This window comes from Kiloniella majae, from assembly GCF_002118315.1.
Taxonomy (GTDB): Bacteria; Pseudomonadota; Alphaproteobacteria; order Kiloniellales; family Kiloniellaceae; genus Kiloniella; species Kiloniella majae.
On the sequence record NZ_MTSZ01000001.1, the window covers coordinates 1169144 to 1194578 of the forward strand.

At 45.5% G+C, this 25435-nt stretch carries 22 protein-coding genes; 12 read left to right on the forward strand and 10 right to left on the reverse strand.

Annotation, left to right across the window (positions count from 1 at the left end; translation table 11 throughout):
* Window positions 1-80: 80 nt before the first annotated feature.
* Entirely contained in the window at window positions 81-1175 is a 1095-nt protein-coding gene (locus tag BKB51_RS05495; RefSeq protein WP_085900049.1) for an extracellular solute-binding protein, read from the reverse strand.
* 303 nt (window positions 1176-1478) lie between these two features.
* Here BKB51_RS05495 and pdxR point away from each other — a divergent pair, with 303 nt between their 5' ends.
* Complete coding sequence (gene pdxR, locus BKB51_RS05500; RefSeq protein WP_085900050.1) at window positions 1479-2978, forward strand: MocR-like pyridoxine biosynthesis transcription factor PdxR; 1500 nt, start codon at window positions 1479-1481, stop codon at window positions 2976-2978.
* Window positions 2979-3014: 36 nt separating this feature from the next.
* Here pdxR and BKB51_RS05505 read toward each other — a convergent pair whose 3' ends face one another.
* Window positions 3015-4169 carry an aminotransferase gene (locus tag BKB51_RS05505; RefSeq protein ID WP_085900051.1) on the reverse strand — a complete coding sequence of 385 codons (1155 nt, stop codon included), beginning with the start codon at window positions 4167-4169 and terminating at the stop codon, window positions 3015-3017.
* 245 nt (window positions 4170-4414) lie between these two features.
* On the opposite strand from BKB51_RS05505, the gene BKB51_RS05510 reads away from it, so the two are divergent.
* Window positions 4415-5572, forward strand: coding sequence for a TauD/TfdA family dioxygenase (locus BKB51_RS05510; RefSeq protein ID WP_085900052.1), 1158 nt, complete (start codon window positions 4415-4417; stop codon window positions 5570-5572).
* A 57-nt stretch (window positions 5573-5629) separates the two neighbouring features.
* Here the strand turns inward: BKB51_RS05510 and BKB51_RS05515 are convergent, their stop codons facing one another.
* Window positions 5630-6394 (reverse strand): sulfite exporter TauE/SafE family protein, encoded by a 765-nt coding sequence (locus tag BKB51_RS05515; RefSeq protein ID WP_085900053.1) that lies wholly within the window; start codon window positions 6392-6394, stop codon window positions 5630-5632.
* Between the two features lie 459 nt (window positions 6395-6853).
* Between BKB51_RS05515 and BKB51_RS05520 the strand changes: the two genes are divergently transcribed.
* On the forward strand, window positions 6854-7147 hold the full coding sequence (locus BKB51_RS05520; protein ID WP_125911797.1) for a hypothetical protein: 294 nt from the start codon (window positions 6854-6856) through the stop codon (window positions 7145-7147).
* Window positions 7148-7254: 107 nt separating this feature from the next.
* Here the strand turns inward: BKB51_RS05520 and BKB51_RS05525 are convergent, their stop codons facing one another.
* A complete protein-coding gene (locus BKB51_RS05525; RefSeq protein ID WP_085900055.1) occupies window positions 7255-8019 on the reverse strand; it encodes a substrate-binding periplasmic protein in 765 nt (254 codons plus the stop codon).
* A gap of 213 nt (window positions 8020-8232) precedes the next feature.
* Here BKB51_RS05525 and BKB51_RS05530 point away from each other — a divergent pair, with 213 nt between their 5' ends.
* From BKB51_RS05530 to BKB51_RS05555, 6 genes are all read left to right on the forward strand, one after another.
* Entirely contained in the window at window positions 8233-8802 is a 570-nt protein-coding gene (locus tag BKB51_RS05530; RefSeq protein ID WP_085900056.1) for a CYTH domain-containing protein, read from the forward strand.
* Window positions 8803-8887: 85 nt separating this feature from the next.
* The gene (locus BKB51_RS05535) at window positions 8888-10015 is read left to right on the forward strand and encodes an ABC transporter permease (protein ID WP_218043953.1); all 1128 of its coding nucleotides are present in this window, start codon (window positions 8888-8890) and stop codon (window positions 10013-10015) included.
* Window positions 10016-10018: 3 nt separating this feature from the next.
* Window positions 10019-10801 carry an ABC transporter ATP-binding protein gene (locus BKB51_RS05540; RefSeq protein WP_085900057.1) on the forward strand — a complete coding sequence of 261 codons (783 nt, stop codon included), beginning with the start codon at window positions 10019-10021 and terminating at the stop codon, window positions 10799-10801.
* A 114-nt stretch (window positions 10802-10915) separates the two neighbouring features.
* Window positions 10916-11950 carry an MlaD family protein gene (locus BKB51_RS05545; RefSeq protein WP_085900058.1) on the forward strand — a complete coding sequence of 345 codons (1035 nt, stop codon included), beginning with the start codon at window positions 10916-10918 and terminating at the stop codon, window positions 11948-11950.
* Between the two features lie 92 nt (window positions 11951-12042).
* Window positions 12043-12693 carry an ABC-type transport auxiliary lipoprotein family protein gene (locus BKB51_RS05550; protein WP_158090152.1) on the forward strand — a complete coding sequence of 217 codons (651 nt, stop codon included), beginning with the start codon at window positions 12043-12045 and terminating at the stop codon, window positions 12691-12693.
* A 167-nt stretch (window positions 12694-12860) separates the two neighbouring features.
* Window positions 12861-13841, forward strand: coding sequence for a bestrophin family protein (locus BKB51_RS05555; RefSeq protein WP_085900060.1), 981 nt, complete (start codon window positions 12861-12863; stop codon window positions 13839-13841).
* A 32-nt stretch (window positions 13842-13873) separates the two neighbouring features.
* Here BKB51_RS05555 and BKB51_RS05560 read toward each other — a convergent pair whose 3' ends face one another.
* Window positions 13874-14404 (reverse strand): MarR family winged helix-turn-helix transcriptional regulator, encoded by a 531-nt coding sequence (locus BKB51_RS05560; RefSeq protein ID WP_198946640.1) that lies wholly within the window; start codon window positions 14402-14404, stop codon window positions 13874-13876.
* Between the two features lie 148 nt (window positions 14405-14552).
* On the opposite strand from BKB51_RS05560, the gene BKB51_RS05565 reads away from it, so the two are divergent.
* Together BKB51_RS05565 and BKB51_RS05570 are read left to right on the forward strand one after the other, a co-directional pair.
* The gene (locus tag BKB51_RS05565) at window positions 14553-15152 is read left to right on the forward strand and encodes a nitroreductase family protein (protein WP_085900061.1); all 600 of its coding nucleotides are present in this window, start codon (window positions 14553-14555) and stop codon (window positions 15150-15152) included.
* A gap of 70 nt (window positions 15153-15222) precedes the next feature.
* The gene (locus tag BKB51_RS05570) at window positions 15223-16173 is read left to right on the forward strand and encodes a DMT family transporter (protein WP_085900062.1); all 951 of its coding nucleotides are present in this window, start codon (window positions 15223-15225) and stop codon (window positions 16171-16173) included.
* 43 nt (window positions 16174-16216) lie between these two features.
* On the opposite strand, the gene BKB51_RS05575 is transcribed toward BKB51_RS05570, so the two are convergent.
* Window positions 16217-17104 carry a LysR family transcriptional regulator gene (locus tag BKB51_RS05575; protein WP_085900063.1) on the reverse strand — a complete coding sequence of 296 codons (888 nt, stop codon included), beginning with the start codon at window positions 17102-17104 and terminating at the stop codon, window positions 16217-16219.
* A 117-nt stretch (window positions 17105-17221) separates the two neighbouring features.
* On the opposite strand from BKB51_RS05575, the gene BKB51_RS05580 reads away from it, so the two are divergent.
* The gene (locus BKB51_RS05580) at window positions 17222-17695 is read left to right on the forward strand and encodes an OsmC family protein (protein ID WP_085900064.1); all 474 of its coding nucleotides are present in this window, start codon (window positions 17222-17224) and stop codon (window positions 17693-17695) included.
* Between the two features lie 51 nt (window positions 17696-17746).
* On the opposite strand, the gene sthA is transcribed toward BKB51_RS05580, so the two are convergent.
* From sthA to BKB51_RS05600, 4 genes are all read right to left on the reverse strand, one after another.
* On the reverse strand, window positions 17747-19138 hold the full coding sequence (gene sthA, locus BKB51_RS05585; RefSeq protein WP_085900065.1) for a Si-specific NAD(P)(+) transhydrogenase: 1392 nt from the start codon (window positions 19136-19138) through the stop codon (window positions 17747-17749).
* A 302-nt stretch (window positions 19139-19440) separates the two neighbouring features.
* Window positions 19441-21861 carry an acyl-CoA dehydrogenase gene (locus BKB51_RS05590; RefSeq protein WP_085900066.1) on the reverse strand — a complete coding sequence of 807 codons (2421 nt, stop codon included), beginning with the start codon at window positions 21859-21861 and terminating at the stop codon, window positions 19441-19443.
* 65 nt (window positions 21862-21926) lie between these two features.
* A complete protein-coding gene (locus BKB51_RS05595) occupies window positions 21927-24257 on the reverse strand; it encodes a 3-hydroxyacyl-CoA dehydrogenase/enoyl-CoA hydratase family protein (RefSeq protein ID WP_085900067.1) in 2331 nt (776 codons plus the stop codon).
* Window positions 24254-25396: a thiolase family protein gene (locus tag BKB51_RS05600; RefSeq protein ID WP_085900068.1), complete on the reverse strand. Its 1143-nt coding sequence runs from the start codon at window positions 25394-25396 to the stop codon at window positions 24254-24256. The genes BKB51_RS05595 and BKB51_RS05600 overlap by 4 nt, the downstream gene beginning before the upstream one ends.
* Window positions 25397-25435: the final 39 nt, after the last annotated feature.

A 25435-nucleotide genomic window follows, 5' to 3' on the forward strand; every position in this document is an offset into this window, starting at 1 on the left:
TATCAAGCCGCTGATGGCAGGACCCCCGATCTCATACAAGACCGGGGGTTGCCTTTTATGCACCGTATGACACGCTCTTCCTAGTTAGAAGAAGCAGCTTTCACACGATCCAGAACTTTACCTTCGATAGTTTCGAGCCCTGGCGGTACAGTCGGGTACCATTTGATATTATCAAGATCAGCCTGAGGGAAACTACTCTGGAACTGAGCTTTCAGTTTATCATCAGCGTGCTCATCAGCACCTTTAGATGCTGTAAAGTTACCAGCAGCAGCGGTAATCTGAGCAGCAACTTCAGGACGCATTACGAAGTTGATCCACTTGTAAGCAGCAGCTTCGTTTTCAGTTTTCTTTGGCAGAACAAAAGTATCAATCCAACCAAGAGCACCAGATTTAGGCGCAACAAAAGTTACGTCTGCATTATCGTTGTTAAGCTTCCATCCGCCTGTATCCCAGGCCATGGCAGCAACAACTTCGCCTGAGCGAACAAGGTTAAGAAGTGCGTCGCCGCCTTCCCAATAGGTTTTCACATTTGCTTTACAAGAAATGAGCTTGCTTTCAACATCGCCCATGATTTCTTCGTATTTTGCTTTATCGCCATATGCAGCAAATGGATCATGACCAAGAGCAAAAGCAAAACCGATCAGCGTTGGGCGTTTTAGACGGTAAGAAACTTTACCCGCAACCGCATCATTACAAAGATCAGTATAATCTTTAACCGTGCTAGCAAGCTTTGTGTTCAGAACCAGACCACTTGTACCCCATACGTGTGGCACACCGTAAACATCACCTTTATAGGTCGTGTTTGTCTTTGTTGCTTCAAGCATAGAGCCGATGAACTGGCTAGAATCGATTTTAGAAAGATCAATTGGCTTGTAAATTCTATGTTCGGCCTGCGCACCAGAAATACGGTCTTGGCTAGGCTGAGCAAGGTCAAAACCGCCACCGCCAGTTGCACGAAGCTTTGCGATCATTTCTTCGTTGTTAGATTTAGTAACCTTAACATCGATGCCAGTTTCTTCCTTGAACTGCTTAACAACAGATTCAGGTGCATAACCACCCCAGGTAAGAAGGCGTAGTTCTTCTGCGTGTGCCTGACCAGCAAATACAAGGCCTGCGATTGCAGTTACACCCAGAATTGCCTGTTTAAGCGAAAGCTTGGCTTTCGTGTTAATCATAAAAAACCTCCGTGTTTATAAATGCGCATGTTCGAATGCGTTCTAGCCCCCAGAAGGACCTTTTATTCACCGAACAAGAGCTCTCCAAGTCTGACTTCAATGTTCAGAATGAACATTTTCCTATCGTGAATGCACACCTACAGGGCGTGTATTACAGTGACATTGAACTTTGTTTGCAATTCCGCTTTTACACGGTTTTGCTTGCGGCTTTGTTGTTTTGGAAATACTACACAGATAGTGGCATCACTTTAAGATCCATTATTGGACACCCAAGCAGACCAATTTTATATTAAGTTCACGAATATGGCTAAATTTGCATCCGGCGCCTTACTAGAAGGCATTAAACTGGACCCGACATCACAGACCCCGCTTTACAGACAACTCTACAGCGGGATCAGAAAGCTTATTCTTTCCGGTGACTTACCTCCCGGAACCAAGCTTTCAGCGAGCAGAACAATAGCAACAGAGCTGGAAATTTCCAGAACAACGGTTATCAATACAATTGAGCAAATGATTTCCGAAGGTTTTCTGGAAACACGTCGGGGTGCCGGGACTTATGTAACCCATCGTTTATCAGCAATGACAGATTTCTACCAAACTGCCAGTGATGACGACCCCGATTCTTTCGAAGAAGATCCTGATTTAACGCTTTCAAATCGAGGTCTTAGATATTCGGAACTCCCCCATCAATATGAACCAGAGGACATTTACACCTTTAGGCCCAGCCAACCCGCATACGAACTATTACCTCATGATGTTTTCTCTCGCCTGACCAACCGGTATCAACGCAAGCCATCCAACGACGATCTAACATATGCAGATCGTGGTGGGTTCATGCCTTTACGAGAAGCAATCTCAAGTTATCTGAAAACATCACGTTCTGTACGTTGCACGCCCGAGCAAATCATTATTACCTCTGGAACACAATCTGCTCTGAACCTTGCAAGTCAACTCCTCCTTGATCCCGGCGATACAGTCTGGATGGAAGATCCCGGTCACACAGCAGCCCGCTGTGTGTTTGAGGGAACAGGTGCCAATGTCGTGCCTGTTCCTTTGGATGAACATGGTTTCAACCCCGATCTTTGCCCGGAAGAAGCTAAAAACACGCCGGCACGCCTTGCTTATGTAACGCCGTCAAGTCAGCATCCTCTGGGATATCGTATGCCCCTCACCCGACGCATCAAGCTCTTGGAATGGGCACAGCAAAACAATACCTGGATATTTGAAGACGATTATAACAGTGAATTCAGATACACGGGGCGCCCCCTGTCTGCTCTACAGGGCTTGGATAAGGGCGGGCGTGTTCTCTACGTCAGCTCCTTCACCAAGATACTCTATCCCGGTCTTCGGCTGGGTTACATGATTGTTCCCAAATCAATGGCAGAAGATTTTGCCCACGCCTCAACCATTTTGCAGCGTTCGACCCCCAAGCTTACTCAACAGATCATCGCCGATTTTATAAATGAAGGCTTCTTCGCAACACACATGCGGAAAATGCGCCGGATATATCACCAACGTCAGCAAATTCTTATTGAAGCGGCAGAAAAACACCTCAAAGGTTTGGTCGAAATAAATCCGGTAGAACAAGGGTTTCACTGTAACGCCTGGCTTCCGGATCATGCAGACCCAGAACAAGTTGAACAGACGTTACGGGCCGCAGGTTACGCCGTGAACAATCTGGACTATTACTGCATGACCCCGTTGAAACGAAAAGGCTTCATGATCGGCTTCGCTGGCACGCCCGAAGAAAAAATTTCCGACGGCATCAAAGGTATGGCAAAAATATTGAAAGAGATCCTCTAAAAGCCGAAGATCTCTGACAACTTTAACCTCAGGAAACTACGACAGGGCCTTCTTTAATCTGTCCACGGCTTCTTCAAGGACTTCCATGCGCTTACTAAAGCAAAAGCGAACCAAGTTGGAGGGGCCTTCAATGTCGTAGAATACACTGACTGGAATTGCGGCCACCTTTGCCTCTGTGGTTATATAACGACAGAACTCTTCATCACGGCCACTATGAACACCGCGAATATCCACTGTCACGAAATAGGTTCCGTCACAGGGCAGGACATCAAAGCCAATATCAGCCAAAGCCTTGGCCAAATAGTCACGTTTGACTTCCAGATCTTTTGTCAAACTATCGAAATAGCTTTGGTCTTTTGATAATCCAACGGCCACAGCCTTTTGCAAGTTAGGAGGCGTGGTAAAGGTCGTAAACTGATGCGCCTTGATAATAGGAGTTAAAACCTCTGGCGCACCACATACATAGCCAACTTTCCAGCCCGTGAGCGCAAAGCTTTTCCCCGCAGATCCTATGCGGACTGTTCTATCCCTCATACCCGGAAGCGTGATCAACGGATAGTGTTTCCGTCCGTCAAAAATGAGGTGTTCATAAACTTCGTCACAAACCGCATAGATATCATACCGCAGGCATAATTCAGCTAATGCTTCCAGCTCATCCCAATGAAACGCCTTTCCTGTCGGGTTCATCGGGCTATTGATAATAATCAGCTTGGTTTCGTGAGTAAGGGCTTCGTCGAGTTCTTCAATCGGTAACTTCCAGTCCGGCGCCGACATGGGCACAATTACCGGAATTCCACCCGCTCTTTTAATCAGAGGGATATAACAATCATACGATGGTTCCAGAACGACAACTTCGTCACCCGGCTCAATTAACCCAAACAAACAATCCGCCAGCGCTTCTGTGGCTCCAGAGGTCACCATCACCTCTGTTTTCCAATCCAGGTTGATGCCATAGAACCGTTTATCATGGTCCGCAATCGCTTGCCGTAGTTCCGGAACACCCATCATTGACGGGTATTGATTCGGTCCTTCCATCAAGCTGTCAGCGGCTATTTTCCGCAACTCTTCAGGACCATCCTCATCAGGAAACCCTTGCCCCAAATTAATAGCATCATGTTCCAGTGCCAATTGGGACATCACTTCAAAAACAGTTGTACTATAGGAAGAGAGGACAGAATTGGCATCTTTCATGGTGTTGGCTCCTGTTTAGAATTTCTTCTATTAATAGTAACACCTTAGCCATTTTACACACAACGAAAGTTGAAACTATTATTTAATGCTCCACCATTTTTACCTTTCCCTGAAAAAAACTGACTGGTTCACCAAATAAAATCACTTCCCGATCACCCTGATCTACTCCAAGTTCTTTTTAAATCATCAACAGATTCTCTCTACCCGAGGTAATAGGGTGGGAATAATTATTTATGGAGTAGAAAATGAGTTCGCTCGCCCAAAAAGAACAATTTGATGTTTCAGTAAAAACACTGAACCTTTCAGAACGTTCCCTGGAAATCAGGTGGTCAGACGGAAAAATTGCAACATTCCATTACCTATGGCTTCGTGACAATTGCCCAAGCGGCTTTCATCCTTCAACACAAGAGCGCTTGTTCAATCTAACAACCGTGAGCCCGGACATTCGCGCCGTCAAAGCTACTTTTGACGAAACCACACTCTATGTTACGTGGTCAGAGGGAGCACACAAAAGCGTATACCGACTTCAGTGGCTTTATGAGAACGCCTATTCCCCAGACTTCAAAAAAACGGATACATCTATTACCGTACCTTGGGGAACAGAAATTTTAAACACCATGTATGAAGTCGACTACAACGACCTGATGCAGGATGATCTTGCCCTCTTTAACTGGTTAAAGGCAGTCCAAAAATCCGGTATTTCCTATGTACGTAATGTTCCCTGCACAGACGAAGGGGTAACAGATGTTGCCAATCGAATCTCGTTCTTGCGGCAAACGAATTTCGGAACCGTTTTTGACGTGCAGTCAAAACCAAACCCCATTAACAACGCCTATACTTCCGAAGCACTCCCCCTGCATATTGATTTGATCAATCAGGAAATACCGCCCGGCTATCAGTTCCTTCACTGCCTTGCAAACGACAGTCGGGGCGGAGAATCAACCTATGCAGATGGGTTCAGAATTATCGAAGAGCTCAGAGAAACAGATCCGGAAGCTTTTCATTTGCTAAGTACCGTTACGGTACCCATGCGCTTTCACGATACCGAAACCGATATCCGTACGCGTAATACCATCATAAATGCAGATGAGAACGGTCAACTTGTCGAATTGAGGTACAGCCCTCACCTCGTTGATACTTTCGACATGGATGAAAGCATGATGGACAGCTTCTATCTTGCCTTCAGAAAATTGATGGTACTGATTAATGATCCACGATTTGTTATTTCCGTCAAAATGAAACCCGGGGATCTATGCATCTTTGACAATCGAAGGGTCATGCATGGTCGTAATGCATACGAAGCTGGCGATGGTTACAGCGGCGCAAGGCACCTGCGCGGGTGCTATGTAGATCGGAGTGATTTTGAGAGCCGTTTGCGTGTTCTAGGGCGTAAATACGACTAACTCGCTTACCAAACACCTAACAAAAGCTCGGTCCAAACGGATCGAGCTTTTGTTTTTTCACCAAACAAGCGGCGACATACCATCATAGAGTAATTTTACCCCCGCAAAGATCATCATCAGATAGCTGATTTGATAAAACAAATCGGGAGCAATGATTTTATGTAGCTTAAGTCCTAACCAAATACCCAAGGGCACAATTGGTACAAAGAGAAGAGACAGTAGCAGGTTTTCAGCAGAAAACTGCCCCATCCACGTATAGGGGATCAGCTTAACCTGATTAACAATTAAGAAGAAGGCGACATTTGTTCCGACAAAAACCGTCTTATCCAACCTCTGTCGCAAAAGGAAGAACTTGACCGGGGGGCCACCTGCATGGGCGACAAAACTGGTAAATCCGGCGACCAGTCCACAACCGACGCCAATAGATGTTGAGGCCCGCGCCTGCTTCTTTTCTTTCTGATTACCAACAAAATAACTTAGCCCAAACAACAGTGTCAGGAGCCCGAGCAAAATCCGGATATCATCAGCATCAACATAACTATAAGTCAAAGCCCCGATAGCAATTCCCGATAGAGCCCCCAAAACCAGAACAACCAGATTTTTACGATGAAAATTCTTTCGATATGCCCAGATGCTGAGGACGTCCATACAGCACAGGATCGGCAACATTATCGCGGCGGCTTTGAAGGGGGAAATAAACATCGCCATCAAAGGCACAGTTAACGCCCCCATTCCGCCTGAAAATCCGCTCTTGGAAATCCCGGTAATAAGAACGGCAATCGCCGCAACGACATAGAAGCTATAAGAAACATCGGGCAGCATAAAGCAGGGCCATTCTGTGAGAATTATGTGTCACAACGTGACACAATACCTTTAAGGGAGACGTCGCCACTTATAAAGCCAAACGATATAAGCAACTGTTTTTAATAACTAAATCAAACACTATTTTCTTCCCAAAAGCACCTCTTTTCTTTTGCCATTTTGTGAACAAATGATTGTCTTTTAAATATCACACCACACACCTCCTCACATCATCTAGGGTTATCTCAAGATGTAAAGATCATCGTAAATTAATGCTCTAACCTAAGTTAGACAGATAAAGTAAGAGGAGCCCGAATTGCAGTATTTATGCCGTGTCTAAATGAAGTTTATGTCGTGCCGTTTAAACGTCGATCTTTCACGTCAAAACAGCACTGGTTGCTAGATCTATCGCCAATAAAAAATCAAGCCACCAAAATTAAACGAGTTCATCACCTTAAAAACTGTCGTCGAGTTCTTACAATGAAAAAATCTTTCCTTATCTTGTCACTTATCCTGATGTCTTTTTCTCTTTCAAGCCAAGCCTTTTCACAGGATCTCATTGTTCCTAAAGACAATAAAGGCCAGGCTATAAACTTGGCAGCTTTAGCAAAAGATGCGGCATGGCGTCAGAAAATTTCCAAGAAATGGAAAGCTTCAAAAGCCAAAGAAACGGCTCGTAAGAACAAATATATCAAAGTACGTTTCGTTACCATTGATAACACACAAGAAGCGAAGCTTGATAACCGTCAAGACGTTCTATCATTCTACAACTAAAACTAATTTCCGAAGTACCGCCTAGTCGTGGCGCTACTGGTGCGCCATGATTTCGCAAAGTATTTATTTTGCACCAAAACGATGCCATAGCTTTGCTAAGAAAGTTTTCAGTTAGGGTGGTTGTGATTGTGGGATAGATGAGGTGCCAATTTTTTTGCGTCTAGTAGCAACGCTTTCCACTCAGGGCTGTTTTTAAAATCTTTTGCAGCCTTTTTGATCTTCGGCATCATCGATATTTTTTCCGAAGCATTGGAAAGCATAAGGATGGCTTGCTGACAACTCAAAAAATAAGGTGTTCCGATATCTTCCAGCGTCATACCAACTTTGGGCAATGATGCGTGGATAACTGATTCTGTTGCCGTAACCGCATCCACTCGTCCCTTTTTCAAAAGCCAAAGCGCTTCTGTGAAATTTGCGGTTTCAACCTTCTTGATTGAATGATTGTGATCTATCCAGGTACCAGTACTTGCGCCTCTGACTATTGCCAGCCGAAGTCCTTCTATATCCTCCGTTGATTTGATCTCTAGCCCCTTTAAGCCAACCAGCATTTTATCAAGCCGAATAGTTGTCTCCAGAGGTGTTGCAAACTTTTCTGATAGATACTCAGGAAATGTAACAGTCAGATCATACTTACCCTTTTCCATTCCCCAGATAAGTCTCTGTCGAGGCACAAGCACAACTTCAATTGGCTCGTCCAAAAATGTGGCTAAAGTCTCAAAATAAGAAACCGTAATACCCTCTATATCTCCTGACTCGTCATAAAAGCCCCAAGGCTTCTCAGCGAGCACGACCGCTTTTAATGGCACATCCGATGCAAAACCGAAGCTTGTTGATGAGAAGATCATCAACACAAGGAAGAAACACAATTTCATAAACGTAAGCAACCAGACGAAAAAAACGTAAACGTAAGCAGATCATTACAACAATCCCACTAACCATCAAGTGTTATATTAAGGTGACATATTTACACTGTTATTTAAGGAAAATTGAGAAATATGAAACTATTATGACAGTAACTTCTTGCTCTGGCTTGCACAGCTGGAAAAAGGTAATAAATCTTCTCAGCAAAGGTGAAAGGCGAGATAGTGCCAATTGAAAACGAGTATAAATTTGCGCTCCACGATCCAGAGGGCAAACTAGAAGCAAAGTTGTTAGCCTCGGATTGTTTTCGTGTCGAGATACGACAGGGCTACATCCGCAAAGGTGCTCGTATTCGAGAGTGGCACGACCTACAATCCCAAACCATCCGCTATATCTTCACTTACAAGCATCGCGTTGACGATGACGTCATAGAAGTCGAAACAGATATTACTGAAGAAGATTTTAATCGTCTTTGGTCTGTGCGTGAATACGATGTAACCAAAATTCGTTTTAAGTTCATCGTCGATGGCATGACATGGGACGTGGATTTCTTAAAAGACCGCGGCAAAACATATTTCTCTCTGGCCGAGGTAGAATTACCCGAAGAACAACGAATAGTTCCGACACCACCTGCCTTGATCAAGGATTATGTCCTCGGTGGCACAGGGCGGCACGATAAAACACTGTCAAACAAGCGTCTTTTACATGTTGATTATGCAAAACAGGTTGAGGCTGCTTTTATTGCCGGTGAAGATGCCGTTCAGGAATTGGTTTCGACATACCAGGTCACATAACTTTCTTTAAACTGGCCTTTTTAGGAAAAGAACGCTTAATATATATTCCGTAACCTATTGAAACAAAAATGCGGCCACTGATAATTTGACTTCACCGGAAATCAAGTTCTCCTCTGACAACACCACCCTGACTTGCTCTCTTTCCGGTTCCTGGACAACGCAAGAGCTTGCAGGCGTCATCGCCCAAACACCCAATAAGAATAAATCAGGTTATAAGGAACAAATTTTTGACCTCACGGCAGTCGAGGTCATGGATACAGCTGGTGCACTCTACTTTCTACAATACCAAGATGATGTCGAAACGAGCGGACAGAAGACATCGCTTAAGAATGCACCCAAACATGTCAGGCAAATTCTTGATACCGTAGAAAAACACCGTATCAAAGAGTGCCCCCCCGAAACCACTCTCAAGGGCGTAAAAAAACTACTCGCCGATACAGGTGAAAGCTTTTTCAAGATTATGGCTCAAGGGCGCGAACTGGTCTCTTTTCTGGGTCTTGTCCTCAACGCTTTTGGAAAACAGCTTATCAATCCCAAGTGTATTCGCTGGACACCCCTTATTGCACAGATGGAACAGATCGGAATTCATGCGCTTCCGATTGTAGGCCTTATTTCCTTCCTGATTGGTGTTGTCCTTGCTTTTCAGGGTGCCGGACAACTGGAACGCTTTGGCGCACAAATATTCACCATTAATCTCGTCGCTGTTGGCGTTTTGAGAGAAATGGGGATTCTGTTAACTGCCATTATCGTTGCAGGTCGATCAGGGAGTGCTTTCACCGCGCAGTTGGGCACAATGAAGGTCAATGAAGAAATTGATGCCATGCGCACCATTGGTCTCGATCCGATTGACGTTTTAGTCCTTCCTCGCATCTTCGGTCTCATTCTGGTGTTACCGCTGCTCACTTTTTATGCGGATATAATGGGATTGCTCGGCGGCGCAGCCATGACCATGATCACATTGGACTTATCGTTGTTCCAATACATTCGCTACCTTCAGGACGCCGCATCCCTGGGCGATTTCTTTGTGGGCATGATCAAGGCTCCAATTTTTGCGTTTATCATTGCTTTGATCGGCTGTCACGAGGGGTTACAGGTAAGCAGAAGTGCAGAATCAGTCGGACGACAAACCACTCGATCCGTTGTAGAGGCAATTTTTTTCGTCATTGTCCTTGATGCCCTTCTTTCCATTCTCTTTTCTGTTATGGGGATTTGAGATATGCCAAAAGGCCTTAAGTCCCAAGACTTTGTCATATCCCTCAAAGACATTCGTAATCAGTTCGGGTACCAAATCCTTCACGATCATCTCGATCTGGACATCAAAAAAGGCGAAGTTTTAGGTATTGTCGGCGGTTCTGGAACCGGAAAGTCTGTTCTCATGCGGACCATTGTCGGCCTTAATCAAAAGACCGCCGGGACAATTAAAATCCTTGGACAAGATGTCGATCAAATTTCACAAGTAGAACTAGCCTCTCTTAGACAACGTATGGGAGTTCTCTTTCAGGACGGCGCCCTCTTTTCCTCACTGACAGTTTCGCAAAATATAGAAGCGGTAATCAATGAGCATACAAAACTTCCCGCACAGTTTGTGCGAGAGGTCGCAGCTCTCAAAATTGCATTAGCCGGTTTACCCGTTGAAGCCGGTAGCAAGTATCCATCAGAACTGTCAGGCGGCATGAGAAAGAGAGCCGGTATTGCACGCGCGTTGGCACTTGACCCGGATATTCTTTTTCTGGATGAACCAACAGCCGGCCTTGACCCTATTGGAGCAGCACAGTTTGATTCTTTGATTGCAAAGCTGCAGGACACCCTGGGCCTTACCGTTATTATGATTACCCATGATCTGGATTCATTACACGCCATTTGCAACCGCATTGGCGTTTTATTGGATAAAAAAATAAAAGTTGGAACAATCACTGAATTAACAAAAGAAACAGATCCATGGATTAAAGAATATTTTGGCGGTCCCAGAGGGCGTGCTGCAACAAGATCACATGACTGATACTATATAAATAATGACCAACACTGTTTTGAAAAAGTTTACCCGCGATCACACAAAAGCTTACGTCTTAACAAAAGCTTATACTGGGGCATCTTGCCTTGGCGAGGAGATATAATGGAAACCCGTGCAAACCATATGATTGTCGGTTCTTTTGTCATTGCTTTTTTTATAGGAGCATTGGTCTTTGTGATCTGGCTCGCCAAGTTTGAAGCGGATAGAAACTATGCCCATTACAACATTATTTATCGCGGGGACGTAACTGGCTTGAAACCCGGTAGCCCGGTTCGTTATCACGGAGTCAATGTGGGGGAAGTCATTGATGTTGCTCTCTCACCCGATAAACCAGCCGAAGAAGTTGTTATTTTGCTGGAAGTTGAAGAAGGCACACCAGTTAAGAAAGATACAACAGCAACCTTACAACTCGAAGGCATTACCGGGGTAAAGTCCATCCAGTTGACGATCGGTAATATGCAGTCGGCAGCTCTTGTAGAAGAAGGACCCTATGGACACCCTGTTATCCAGTCCAAAACATCAGCACTGGATCAACTACTCGAAGGTGCACCAGAGCTCGTTTCAAATGCGAACGTTCTGCTTGCGCGTGGCAATGATCTCTTTAATGATCAAAATAGAGCAAACATTGCACAAACTTTGCAAAATATTGAAGCACTGACAAAAGCACTTGCTGAGAAGGAAAACCAGATTTCTCTTCTCATCGACGATACCGCAATCACCGCAAGTAACATGAAAGCAGTATCACTATCCGTAAAAAAGCTAACAGAGGAACTACATCATGGTAGCTCGGAAATAATCGGTAAAACCAACAGTGCAATCACTTCGTTGGATAACGCTGCCATATCCATCGACAAACTCGTCGCCGAAAGTTCTCCGGAAATTAAAGTTCTGGTTCAAGACTTCCAGCAAACTGCACGCAGCTTTGCGAAGACCAGTAATCAGGTTGAAGCCTTGATCAGCGAAAATCGTGAGCCTCTTCAAGATTTTACATCTACAGGTCTTTATGAGTTTTCAAATCTTTTGTCTGAAACCAGAACCCTTGTCAGAGACTTGCAACTCATCGCCGGAGAAATTGAACGCGATCCCGCAAGATTCTTTTTTGGCGACAAGCAAAAGGGCTTTGAACCTCCAGAATAATGTATGAGAATAATTACCGCCAAATAACCTTATGATCGGATCGTCAAGATCCTGCAAAAGTCATTATGACAAAGACAGAACAAGTGAGCCCAATGAACGATACAAAAGACAACAATCGACGCCACTTCCTGAAACTTGCAGGCCTGCTTCCTGTTTCTGGTCTTATTGCATCCTGTTCCACCTTAATTCCAGGGCAAGGCCCCCTTCCTAATCTCTACCGCCTGTCCCCCAAAAGTACTTTTGATACGGCATTACCGGAAGTTCCCTGGCAATTGGTTCTGGAACAAACTTCAGCCAACGCCAGCCTTAACACAACAAAGATCGCGCTACAGCGTAAAGCCAATCAAATGGAGTACTATGCAAACGCCGGCTGGGTTGATAAAGCACCCATCATGGTTCAAACACTTTTGGTCGAATCATTTGAAAACACGAATAAAATTGTTGCCGTTGGCCGGGAAACAATTGGCCTCAGGTCAGACTTTATCCTGAAGACAGAACTTCGTGAATTCCAAACTCTCTACTTGGGGAGTACGCCCGAAGTCAGAGTCGTTATTAACGCCAAGATTGTACAAATGCCCCGCAGAACCATTATTGGCTCGCAAAGTTTCGAAGCAAACATTCCTGCTCAATCTGATCAACTAAACTCTGTTGTTGCGGCTTTCGATGAAGGCTTGGGGAAAGTTACAAAGAAACTGGTTGAATGGACACTTTTTACGGCGCACTCACAATACAAAGCACGTTAATTTTTTTCGTGTAAAACAGAGCAGCTACGATTTTCTAAGGAAAAAACGTACGTATATGGTATCTGTTCGAAATATCCAAACTTCTATACCAAATATACGAATTGCGCTGACCACAAATTCTCATAAATCTTGTCGGATAACTTCATATATCTAAGGCCAGATTTCACATGATTATCAGGGATAAACCCAGCGCATTTCGGCTCTTTTTCGTTCTCAAGGGGTCTGTAGTCCCTACTATCGCTCCTCAAATTCTATTTTCAGCAATGGTCGGCTTCTTTGTCTATTTTGCGTACAGCCGTTTTCCAAACTTCTTACCAATCCTGACGGTAACACCTTTCATCTTACTGGGTGTTACACTCTCTATTTTTCTGGGTTTCAGAAACCGCGCATCCTACGAAAGATGGTGGGAAGCAAGAAAACTCTGGGGACAACTGATTATCGACACGCGATCTCTCGCAAGGCAGGTTCAGACATATGCGTGGGCTGAAAATACATCGAAGAATAATTTTCAACCTGAAATCAGAGATAAAACTACTGATCAGGTTTTGGAATGCAAAACACATCAAAAGCATCTTGTGCAACTCGCAATCAGCTTTTCACATGCGTTGCGGCACCACCTTAGGGGAACGGATTATAACGACGATGTGTATAAGTTTTTATCCCCTGATACGACAGATCGGCTGAAGAAGGTGCGTCACAAGCCAAACTTCATTTTAAATCTGATGGGTGAAGAACTCCGCCAACTGCTTCAAAAAGAATTCATCGGAGAAATCTCGGCAAGAAATTTGGAAGAACGTCTAACATCCCTGTCTGCTATTCTCGCGGCTTGTGAAAGAATACATAATACGCCCTTACCCTTTGCTTATAACCTACTCCTTCATAGAACAGCTTATATCTATTGTTTCTGCCTTCCTTTTGGCCTCGTTACTTCATTGGGCCTCATGACCCCTTTTGTAACAGCAATAATCGCATATACCTTCTTTGGGTTGGACGCCTTGGGTGAAGAACTGGAAGATCCTTTTGGCACCTCAGCACACGACCTTGCCCTGACCACAATGTCTCACAACATTGAAATCAACCTGCTTGAAACACTTAATGAGGACAACCTGCCCGAACCAGTGGAACCAGACGGTTATTATCATGTCTGACTATGTTATCTGAACGGCTTCAAAACCATTGCTTATTCTATCTTTTCCAATAGAAATCGAAGATGTTGGCGTTCGTCACTTGATAAGTTTGATAGCATCTTCTCTTCTGTTTGCACGTGTGACACTACCATCTCATTCGCCAAATCAAAACCTTCGTCAGTTAACGCGACCATCTGTCCCCGCCTATCATTTGGGTCCATCATTCGCTTTACGAGGCCACGTTTTTCAAGGCGATCGAGCCGATTGGTCATGGCAGATGTCGAAAGCATCATGTCTTTTGCCAACAGTGAGGGAGATAATGTCTCTCCTTCCCCTTGGCGGCGCAGTGTGAACAACACATCCATACCGGCAAAGTCCAGATTATAGTTAGAAATATTACTTAAAACGCCCTGCCGAAGCTTTTCCCCAGCTCGCCAGATCTCACCACAAACAGCCATTGGCGTCGGATCTATATCGGGCCTTTCCCGACGCCATTGAGTTAAAATTCCCTCCATCGGGCCACCTTCTGTTGCCGACAGAATCATATTCTTTTCTGGAATCGTCTTTTTTGGGCCTTGACTCATTTCATAACAATCCTTATTTATTTTGATATCAAATTATTTGACGTCAAAATATCTCATATCAAACTATCCCAGATAGAGATACATGGCGTTCCCAAAATTGTAAAGACCATAAGCCGTCAAGGCCCTGGAAAGAGTAAAGGATTGCGCCATGCCAGATACAACACTTCAACACCGCACCCCCAACTACCCGATTGATTCAATATTTATCAACAGGTGGTCCCCCCGCGCTTTTGATAGCAGCAACATCCCGGATGAAGATCTTCAAACCATTCTAGAGGCCGCAAGATGGGCACCCTCTGCCTTTAATGTGCAACCCTGGCGCTTTGTTTATTCTCACCGTGGCGATGAACACTGGAACACGCAGCTAAATCTTTTAGATCCTTTTAATAAAAGCTGGGCCCAAAACGCATCAGCACTCGTGTATGTAATATCAGACAAGATTGTCTCGGGGGATGGCACACGACCGGACAAGCCTTCAAATTACAATAGTTTTGACGCGGGTGCTGCCTGGGCTCAGTTAGCTCTTCAGGCTTCTGTTAGTGGATATAAAGCTCATGCGATGGCTGGTCTCTATTTCGACAAAGCGCAAGAAGCATTGAAGCTTCCCGAACGTTACAAGGTCGAAATTGCCGTTGCCATTGGCAAAAACACAACTCCAAATTTCCTTGCTCCTGTGTTACAGGAAAGGGAGATCCCCAGTCAACGTCTTGCAAGTAAAGACATTATTTTTGCAGGTACTTTTTCATAGTTTTACACACCCCAAGCATTTTACTGCTTTGAGCGAAACAAGAAGTGTCCTAACATTCAGGAGAAGATGAATGAGTTTATCAACCGCCAGCAATACTCCGGAAAAAAACATTAAAGGCAAGGATATTAAGAGCGGAAGTGTACTGAAAAGCCCCACCAGCCTTCTCCTGATTACCGGCACCTTAATCGGCTTTAACTTCCCCTTGGGAAAGATTGCAGGTGAAGCGAATGTTTCACCTATGATTTGGGCTCTTCTGGTTTCTGCAGGGGTTTGTTGCCTGCTTCTCCCAAATTTACTCTTCCGTAAACAGCTTACAGTTCCCAAAGGAAAAACCTTACGCTACGCAATCTTATCTGCCCTTATTTCTTTTGTAGTCCCCAACCTTCTGCTCTTTAGTGTTATCCCGCATGCCGGGGCAGGGTATACAGGATTAATGTTTGCACTCTCACCTGTGTTCACACTGGCACTTGCAACTTTGTTCAGGTTAAAAACCCCCAACATCTTAGGGGTAATTGGCATTGCCATTGGTCTAGCAGGTGCTATCGTCGTCAGCATTACCCGGGCTGGTTCTGCAGAAGCTCCGGAACTTATATGGATTATCGCGGCAATCTTGATACCACTGACATTGGCGTGTGGTAATATCTATAGAACTATTGATTGGCCAGAAAATGCCTTACCTGATGGTCTCGCGTTTTGGAGCCACAGCTTCGCAATATTTGTGTTCATCATCTTGCTTCTTGCAACCAAGGGAACAATCCCCATTTCAGAACTGTCTGCAATCCCCTGGATTGCAGTAACACAAGCTGTTGTTGCAGGCCTAACCTTCCCGGCTTTCTTTAGATTACAACAAAAGGGTGGCCCTGTTCTTCTTAGCCAGATCGGGTATGTTGCCGCCGCAGTCGGCCTTATAACCGCAACCTTTATTTTGGACGAACGTTACAGCCTCTTTACCTGGGGCGGAGCGGGCATAATAGCCATCGGTATTGTCATCACTATTATCTCTCAAAGACAAAAAGCTTAATACCCCCACCACAATAAATTACCTAGGGTGTCACAACGATATCCTAGGTTTGAAGGGAAGCCATCAAACTTGCTCCCTCTTGTAAAAACTTGTGCCACAGAAAATTGACGTGGGGATTCTTAAGTACCTCAGGATGGCACACCATGGAAATCTCCGTTTCAGGTATAGGAATTTGCCATTTGATTCTGCAAAGCCCGATATGTGTGGCTATATAATCAGGCAAAATACCGATACCCACCCCCGCCAGTACGGCTTGTGCTTGAACAGGCACACTATCAGATCGAAAGACAATGTTTTTAGAAAGTGCGCGGAGTGCGAAGCTTTCCATATAAGGCATAGACATATAGGCTTCATTAAAGCCAACAAGCTTATGTAAACTTAAATCTGCCTCCAAATTTGGCTGACCAGACGTTTCAAGATATTTTTTCGATACCCATAACCCGTTTTTTAATGCAAATATCTTTTTCTCAACAAGCTCAGTATCTTTCTGTCCACGAACTCTAAACGCGATATCAGCTTCACCACGGTGTATATCGTCTATCTGGTTCCCTGGTGATAATAAAACCCTCAAGTCAGGTTCTCGCACCTGTAACTGAGCAACAATCTGCGGCAACCAATAGGCCGCCAACCCCTCCGTCGCTGTCAAGCGAACTGGCGGATAATCGCGTTGACCAAAGCTTTCTAACTCTTTCTCAAGACGAAAAGCCGTTTCAACAAGCGGCGTAATCCGCTTCGCAAGCAATAAACCATAGGCCGTTGGCCGTACATATTTGCCATCGCGTTCCAGAAGCTGTTGCCCAAGCCTCTCTTCCATAGCCACAATGCGTCGCCCAACCGTTGGCTGGCTAACACCTAAATCGCGCGCAGCAGCAGAAAGCCCCCCGCCTTTAATAACGGCCTGAAAATATCGATAGTCATCCCAATCACTCATCTATTCATTTTTGTATGAATAATGATCAAAAACAAACATTTTTATTTATAAATCTAATTGCGTATGATTGTTACCAGAACAAACACCCGGATTAAAAACAGGCGCAGGATTATGCCAATGAGCCAAGAACACCAGTACAAAACTCACCTTTCCTGGACCGGAAACAAAGGAAGCGGAACGAGTAACTACAGAGCTTATGACCGCCATTATGATATTATAATCGAAGGTAAAATGACATTACCGGGTTCTTCTGATCCTGCGTTTCGTGGTGATCCCGCGCGGCATAATCCAGAAGACCTTTTACTCGCGTCCATTTCATCCTGTCATATGCTGTGGTATTTACATCTTTGTTCGGTCAATAAAATCGTTGTCGTCAATTATCAAGATACTTCAACAGCGACAATGTCCATGAACTCTGATGGTAGCGGGCAATTTTCATCCGCAATGCTTAACCCGGTAATCACCATCAGCGAGGATTCAGATAAAGAAAAAGCCATCCAGTTACATCATGAAGCAAATAAGCTTTGCTTCATTGCCAGATCAGTGAACTTCCCAGTTCACCACGAACCCCAAATAAAAATCGAAACATAGGTAAGCTCAATAATCACGGTCAGGCGCAAAAAAACTGACCATGATTACGCTCTATTCAGACGGCATTCTATTCCATGCATCCAATGCTGCGACCTTATAAGCTTCGGCAAGTGTTGGATAGTTGAATGTGTTCTCAACAAAATATTCCAGCGTTCCCTTTAAATTGAGAACGGCCTGTCCGATATGAATGAGTTCTGTCGCCCCTTCTCCAACGATATGCACCCCAAGAAGCCGTCGGGTTTTAAGTGAGAAAATCATTTTCATCATACCGTGACTAAGGCCCATAATTTGCCCTCGCGCAGTTTCGTGGAAATGGCAAATACCACACTCGTAGGGAATACCTCGCTGTTGCACTTCTTCTTCTGACATCCCAACTGTCGACATCTCCGGAACAGAATAAATACCATAGGGGAAATATTCAGGTGCGTCATAAGCATCTTGCTCAAAGGCGTGACAAGCTACGATACGGCCCTGCTCCATAGATGTTGACGCCAGACTCGGGAAACCAATAACATCCCCAGCAGCATAGATGTGATCAACCTCGGTCTGAAAATTTTCATTAACCTGAATTCGGTTACGGTGATCCGCCTTGATCCCAGCTTTATCCAGACCAAGTTTATCTGTCGCCCCCATTCGCCCGGCAGAGAAGAGAACCATATCAGCCTTAACGATACGCTTGTTTTCAAGCGTAATCATATTACCTCCGCACTCGACCTTATCGATTGCCTCAACTCCCTGACCAAAACGGAAAGTAACATTCTGCTGTCTAAGGAGATGTGTAAATTCAGCAATAAGTTCGCGGTCAATAAAATCGAGCATCGTTTCTCGTGGCTCAATAACCGTTACGGCAACATCCAGTGCACTGAATATCGTCGCGTACTCAATACCGATAACCCCTGCTCCAATCACGGCAAGCGATCTTGGCAAGTGTTTTAAATCAATAATTTCATCACTATCGATGATCGTTTCCCCATCAAAGGGGATATAATCAGGCCTGTGAGGTTGCGTACCCGTCGCAATGAGAATTTTATCACCGTGGACAGATGTCACTTCACCTTCATCATCAACAATTTCAAGCGTATTAGGATCAACAAAATGGGCCAGCCCCTGAATCCATTCGACTTTGTTACGCACAAACTGATGTTCAAGGTTGTCCACCTCGTGCTGCAGGGTCATGTGTAAACGTTCTAGAAGGTCTTCAGCGGTGATATTGTCTTTCACACGATAGGAACGGCCATAGAAAGTACGTTCCCGCCAGCCTGACAAGTTCAGAACGGTTTCCCGTAGTGTCTTGCTTGGCAATGTCCCGGTATGAACAGAAACCCCTCCGATTGCAGGGCTTTTTTCGATAACAAGAACTCGTTTGTTCCATTTCGCAGCCTGAACAGCAGCACGACGCCCTGATGGCCCACTTCCGATAACAACAAGTTCATACCGTTCCATACTTTCCCCCAACAATCTTTCTTCTCTGTCACGCTTTATCTCAACAAATTCACTCAAAACATTCAAAGCAATAGAATAGTTTTGATGATATTTGCTGCATATCAAAGCCTATATAGTGCAAGATCTATTCAATCGTTATTGATCAACATCAATCAGACAGTAATAAAACTATGTCCTGATATTACAATGCGAGAGTTACCCATCGCCTAATTAAATTAGCTTATTATTCTAAACCTGATAAGTGCTATAATTTACCTGTACTTACAACCAGATTCTTTGACCGCATCTATCAGCTGAAGCCATCATCCCTTCAGTCGCTTGTAGGCTGTCAGACTATAATCATCCACTTCCACTACCGCATCGGCTAGACTTTGCGCATCCAGCAACTGCTGGAACTCCTCCTCATCAACCACTCCCTTCTCCACAGCGACATGGTAAAGATCTTCGCGAGCAACACCTCTCAGGGCACCCGTTTTCCGAGCAGTTCTAATACGGGCTTCCAACGGGATCACCATCTGCATTTTACGATAGGCTTTTTCCAAAGCACCCATGGCATCATCCGGACTATCCGATACGGAAATATCGCTGGACAGTTTCTCTCGTCCACCGAGATCACCCATCATACGACTGGCCAGTGCAATGTTCTGCATATCTGTTGGGCCATGGGCTTTTCGCCCGAGTAGGAACAGACGTAATCTCAGCATTGTTCCGACAAACTTTACCGGATAGTTGTGCGTTATTGCCAGCAATGCCTGCTCAATTTCCTGATAGGCATGGGCACAAAACCAGTCCAGATAAAGTTCATCTTCTTTAGCACTGCCTTCATTTTCAAAGCGCTTTACTGCTGCTGTCGCCAGATAAAGCCAGGATAAAGCATCCGCCAGACGTCCGCTGAGTGTTTCCCGACGTTTTAGACTACTACCCAGCAGCAACATGGAAACATCCGCAACCAAAACAAAGGCTGATGAATAACGGGTGATTAGCTGTTTGTGACCGCGTGCTTTTGATGTTCCTTTGACCTTGAGAAAACGCCCTGCCGTTAAACCATCAATACCAGCTCTGGCCGCGTTACAGACAGTAAAGTTGATATGCCCCCAAAAAGCATCATCAAAATCCTTGAGGCTGTTTTTTGCCACGGCTTCCAGTTCTTTGGGAACAAAAGGATGGCCACGAATGGACCCCTGTCCAAAGATAATCATGGACCGGGTCAAAATGTTCGCCCCTTCAACAGTAATCGCAATCGGCAAGCCATCATAGGCCCGGCTCAGAAGATTTTTCGGACCTCGGCAAATGGCCGCACCGCCTAATATATCCATCGCGTCCAAGAAAACCGTCCGCATGTTTTCGGTTAAATAGGCTTTGGCTATTCCCGATAACACTGACGGTCGCTCACCAGCATCAACAGCGGCACAGGTTAATTGACGCGCAGCATCCATCCCATAGGTCAAACCGCCAATTCGGGCCAAGCGTTCCGCAACCCCTTCAAACTTACCAATTGGTAATCCGAACTGCCGACGAACGGCCGAATAGGCCCCAGTCACACGCGTTGCCAACTGTGACGCCCCTAAAGAAAGGGATGGAAGAGAAACAGATCGACCCGCAGCAAGGGATTCCATTAACATGCGCCAGCCCTGACCAACCCCTTCTTCTCCGCCGATAACATAACTAATTGGAATGAAAACATCTTTGCCCTCAATGGGGCCATTTGGGAAGGGAATACCCATAGGATCATGACGTCTACCAATTGACATGCCCTTTGTATCCCTCGGGATCAGCGCACAGGTTATCCCAAGATCCTCTTTATTCCCCAATAAACCATCGGGATCGCTCAACTTGAACGCAAGACCAATAACCGTCGCAACAGGGGCCAACGTAATATAGCGTTTGCGCCAGTTAAGGCGAATACCCAGAACTTTCTTACCCCTGATTTTCTCTTCACAAATAACGCCATGACTTTGAATAGAAGCAGCATCACTCCCCGCCTTTGGTTCTGTTAAGGCAAAACAGGGCATCTCTTCCCCGGAAGCTAGACGAGGAAGGTAGTGATCCTTTTGTTTTTCTGTTCCATAGTGGAGCAACAGTTCAGCAGGCCCCAAAGAGTTAGGCACCATTACAATAACGGACAGAGGCAGTGAACGAGACGAGAGCTTCAACACCACCGCAGAATGAGCCTGTGCAGAAAAACCTAGACCGCCGTATTTTTTGGGAATAATCATTCCAAAAAATTTCATGTCCCTTAATTTTTGCCAAAGTTCTTCAGGAAGATCACGGTCCTGAGCAATCTTCCAGTCATCCGTTTCCCGACAGATCTCTTCAACTGGTCCATCCACAAAAGCCTGTTCTTCTTTTGTGAGCCCAGAAACGTTAAACTTTTCCAGCTTCGTCCAGTCTGGTCGACCACTGAATATTTCAGCATCCCACCACACCGTACCAGCATCCAATGCGGTCTGTTCCGTCTCGCTGATCTTTGGTAGACTGCGTTTGACAATTTTCATTAATCCTGCGGTTAGAAAAGGCCGCCTGATGGCATGAACCCCAAACAAACCTGAAAGAACAGCCGTAAAGATAATTGCCCATCCTGTAAGGACGGTTGGCATCCCGGCAAGATCTCCACCCGCAATAAGCACAAGAAGCGCCAACACCCATCCCCAGAATCCTTGCCCACGATATAACAGCGTTGCAAAAACAATGATCGCAAGTATGAATGTGAAAAGGATAATCATAATGGAGGCCTCTTCTTCTTATTGATTTATTAATCTGATAGCTTGAGGAGTTTTCAGTATGTCGCCTAATTCCTCAAAGGCTGACCAGTTTTTAACATGTGATGTACGCGCTCAACAGTATCAGGGTGGCGACACAAGGTGTGAAACGCTTCGCGCTCCAACTGTAGCAACTTGTCTTCACTGACTTTGCCAGTCATATCCGTATTACCGCCGCTCAGGATTGTCGAAAGAGCTGCCGAAACGACGACATCATGCGGCGTGGCTTTTCCTGATTTCCGAAAGCCTTCCACGGCCAGATCCAAGGCGACTTTACCGCTTTCGCCAGGTAACGTTATTTCAACCGCTGTTGGTGGACGGTATCCAGAAACAAGTTCAAGTGCACGCTCTTTGGCATCCGCAAGAACGCGGTCACGGTTCATGGTTATCCCATCCTCCGCTCGTATAATTTTCATATCCCGTGCTTCTTCCGCTGATTTGGCAACCTCTGCCAGGCCGATCAGCTCAAAAACCTTGGATACGGCAGGCATTGGTCCTCGCGGCGTGTCAGATGCCAACGACCAGCGGCACATCATTTCCTTACACCCACCCCACCCGGGAATAATACCTACGCCGACCTCTACCAGACCAGTATATGTTTCTGCATGCGCCTGTACCGCATCACTGTGTAAAAGCAACTCACAGGCGCCGCCTAACGCAAGCCCCGAGGGGGCGGAGACAATCGGAAAAGGGGCAAACTTCAATGCCTTGTAAGTTTCCTGACCACGACGAACCATATAATCAATAAAGGGATAGGCCCAAAGTCTGGCAGCAACAGACATTAAACCGATATTAGCCCCGACCGAAAAGTTGGTCCCATCGTTATAAACAACCAGTGCTTTGTATTCACTGGTTTCAATTTTTTCCCTTGCCCGGTCCATCATGGACAAGGTCCAAAGATTGAGCGAGTTCATTTTGCTATGGAATTCCAGACATAAAACATCGTCATCCAGATCCCATAGGGATGCAGACGGGTTACGCATCACAGGTTTTGATCTTGCTTTAATATCATCAAGCTTGAGAACCCCGGCATTGGGGTAACGTTTTAAATACTGTCCTTCATGCCCAAAGACCTCTCTAAAACCTTTGGATTTACGATAGAACTTACCTTTACCAACAGATTTCAGAACAAGGGGAACATCTGTTTTTTCAGACCGTAATTTGGCACAAAACCATTCCACGCCAATTTGATCCAACAGCTCAAAAGGGCCATATTTCCAATTATAACCCAGCTTCATAGCTTCATCGACAGCTTCAATATTGTCAGAAACATCCGGGACGAGTGATGCCGCATAGGTCAGAGTTTTTGACATAACGGACCAGGCATAACGTCCAGCAGAACTGTCATCTTCCAACACCTTGCGTGGGTTCTTTCGGCCAGCCTTTTTCACAATATCAACAGAGGGACGCTCTGCTTTTGCATAGTCCCCTGTATTTAAATCAATCGCCTCTTTTATCTTGTCAGGACTATCAGGCCTTAAGCGATAAAAGCCCCCTTTGCCTTTACGACCGGTATAGCCATCGGCAATAAGCGTCTTGATGAGTTCGGGCTCTTGATAAATTCCATGGAAAGGATCTTCAGGTGGCAGGCTTTCTGACATTGAGGAAAGAACATGAGGCATGAGATCCAGCCCGACCATATCCAAAAGAGCAAAAACACCTGTTTTAGGAATACCAAAAGGTCGCCCGATCACAGCATCTGCAACTTCTATCGAAACATTCTGCTTTATGGCCTCTACAACGGCACACTGCAGCCAGAAAATACCTATACGATTGGCAAGAAACCCCGGCGTATCCTTACAATGAACGACGCCCTTACCCAAGCTGCGATCACAGAACCTTTCGATAAGCTTGCACTGTTCATCAGAAACTTCAGAACCCGAGACAAGTTCCAGTAGCCGCATGTAACGGGGCGGATTAAAAAAGTGGGTAATCAAAAAATCACGTCTGAAGTTTTCAGGTAAACCAGCGACAAGCTGTTCTCGACACAGAGTAGATGTATTTGATGAAACAACGGCGCCCTTCTTTCGAAATTTATCGATTTTTTTATAAAGCGTCTGTTTTATCCCAACGTCTTCTATAATCGCCTCAATGACCCAATCGCAATCCGCCAAAAGCCTGAGATCATCTTCTGTGTTTGCAGAAATAATACGTTTTGCATTCCGTTTGTTCATCAGAGCAGCAGGATTGCTTTTGATCAACTTGCCAATAGCATCCTTTGCTATCTGATTGCGATCTTCCTTACCTTCTGATGGGCGATCAAACAGGAGAACAGAAACACCAGCGTTCGCAATCTGCGCGGCAATGCCCGCCCCCATAACCCCCGCGCCAATAACGGCAACTTTATCTATTCCCTTCATTCAACGGCCTCCAGAATAGTCGCTATTCCCTGACCACCACCAATGCACTGGGTTGCCAGTGCGAACTTGCCCTTTTCCCGTTTTAACAACTGAGCCGCTTTACCTGTTATACGAGCCCCGGTTGCCCCCAAGGGATGCCCAATGGCGATAGCCCCGCCATCCAAATTGATTTTACTTTCATCCAGTTTCAAATCTGCCATACAGGCCAATGCCTGACTTGCGAACGCTTCGTTCAATTCTATGACATCCAGATCTGAAAGCGAAATTCCTGCGCGGGCAATTGCCTTGTTTGTTGCCGCCACAGGGCCAATTCCCATTATCTCCGGTGCACAGCCAGCAACCGCGATACTGCGAATTTTAGCAAGGACATCCAGTCCCTGCGTTTTTGCAAAATCAGACGTACAAACAATAACTGCCGTTGCCCCATCTGTCAGAGGTGATGACGAGCCGGCCGTTACATTTCCCTCTTCTTTGAAAGCAGGTGAAAGTTCGGCCAATCCCTCAATCGTACTGTTTTCCCGAATACACCCATCCTGATCAACCATATCGCCCGCGGGTGTTTTTACCGGAATAATTTCATCCTTGAAGTTTCCCTTACCCTGCGCTTCAGCCGCTTTCAAATGACTATTAAGAGAAAACTGGTCCTGATCCTTTCGGCTGATGGCATATTTATCAGCAACATTTTCAGCTGTTTCTCCCATGGAAATATAGGCTGCAGGGTATTCCTTTGCGAGAGATGGGTTCAACAGAGGATTAAAGCCCATCATCGGCACCCGGGTCATTGATTCGATACCCGCACAAATATAGGCATCCCCCGCCCCCATCGAGATAGCTCCGGCGGCCATATGGATCGCCTGCATGGATGACCCACAGAAATGGTTAATCGTCGCGCCCCCCACCGATTGAGGCAGATCAGCAAGAAACACGGCCAGACGGGCGACGTTTAATCCCTGCTCGCCTTCGGGAAAAGCACATCCCATGAAAACGGCTTCAATAGCCTTACCTTCAATCCCGGTTTTGTGTACCAGCCCTTTAATGACCTGTGCGACTAGATCATCCGGTCGAACCTTGGCCAAAGCTCCCTTGTTCGCGAAATGGAACGGGGAACGCGCGTAACCTGCAATGACAATATCGACCATATTTCTACCTCTGTTGTTTTCAGAACGGCTGCTCTGTAT

Excerpts from the sequence above, each read along its gene's own strand:
- BKB51_RS05505 (WP_085900051.1), bottom strand. The coding sequence starts at position 4,169 with ATGAAAGATGCCAATTCTGTCCTCTCTTCCTATAGTACAACTGTTTTT.
- BKB51_RS05525 (WP_085900055.1), bottom strand. The coding sequence starts at position 8,019 with ATGAAATTGTGTTTCTTCCTTGTGTTGATGATCTTCTCATCAACAAGC.
- BKB51_RS05600 (WP_085900068.1), bottom strand. The coding sequence starts at position 25,396 with ATGGTCGATATTGTCATTGCAGGTTACGCGCGTTCCCCGTTCCATTTC.
- BKB51_RS05520 (WP_125911797.1), top strand. The coding sequence starts at position 6,854 with ATGAAAAAATCTTTCCTTATCTTGTCACTTATCCTGATGTCTTTTTCT.
- BKB51_RS05560 (WP_198946640.1), bottom strand. The coding sequence starts at position 14,404 with ATGAGTCAAGGCCCAAAAAAGACGATTCCAGAAAAGAATATGATTCTG.
- BKB51_RS05515 (WP_085900053.1), bottom strand. The coding sequence starts at position 6,394 with ATGCTGCCCGATGTTTCTTATAGCTTCTATGTCGTTGCGGCGATTGCC.
- BKB51_RS05580 (WP_085900064.1), top strand. The coding sequence starts at position 17,222 with ATGAGCCAAGAACACCAGTACAAAACTCACCTTTCCTGGACCGGAAAC.
- sthA (WP_085900065.1), bottom strand. The coding sequence starts at position 19,138 with ATGGAACGGTATGAACTTGTTGTTATCGGAAGTGGGCCATCAGGGCGT.
- BKB51_RS05555 (WP_085900060.1), top strand. The coding sequence starts at position 12,861 with ATGATTATCAGGGATAAACCCAGCGCATTTCGGCTCTTTTTCGTTCTC.
- BKB51_RS05565 (WP_085900061.1), top strand. The coding sequence starts at position 14,553 with ATGCCAGATACAACACTTCAACACCGCACCCCCAACTACCCGATTGAT.
- BKB51_RS05590 (WP_085900066.1), bottom strand. The coding sequence starts at position 21,861 with ATGATTATCCTTTTCACATTCATACTTGCGATCATTGTTTTTGCAACG.
- BKB51_RS05545 (WP_085900058.1), top strand. The coding sequence starts at position 10,916 with ATGGAAACCCGTGCAAACCATATGATTGTCGGTTCTTTTGTCATTGCT.
- BKB51_RS05510 (WP_085900052.1), top strand. The coding sequence starts at position 4,415 with ATGAGTTCGCTCGCCCAAAAAGAACAATTTGATGTTTCAGTAAAAACA.
- BKB51_RS05595 (WP_085900067.1), bottom strand. The coding sequence starts at position 24,257 with ATGAAGGGAATAGATAAAGTTGCCGTTATTGGCGCGGGGGTTATGGGG.
- BKB51_RS05550 (WP_158090152.1), top strand. The coding sequence starts at position 12,043 with ATGAACGATACAAAAGACAACAATCGACGCCACTTCCTGAAACTTGCA.
- BKB51_RS05575 (WP_085900063.1), bottom strand. The coding sequence starts at position 17,104 with ATGAGTGATTGGGATGACTATCGATATTTTCAGGCCGTTATTAAAGGC.
- pdxR (WP_085900050.1), top strand. The coding sequence starts at position 1,479 with ATGGCTAAATTTGCATCCGGCGCCTTACTAGAAGGCATTAAACTGGAC.
- BKB51_RS05540 (WP_085900057.1), top strand. The coding sequence starts at position 10,019 with ATGCCAAAAGGCCTTAAGTCCCAAGACTTTGTCATATCCCTCAAAGAC.
- BKB51_RS05570 (WP_085900062.1), top strand. The coding sequence starts at position 15,223 with ATGAGTTTATCAACCGCCAGCAATACTCCGGAAAAAAACATTAAAGGC.
- BKB51_RS05495 (WP_085900049.1), bottom strand. The coding sequence starts at position 1,175 with ATGATTAACACGAAAGCCAAGCTTTCGCTTAAACAGGCAATTCTGGGT.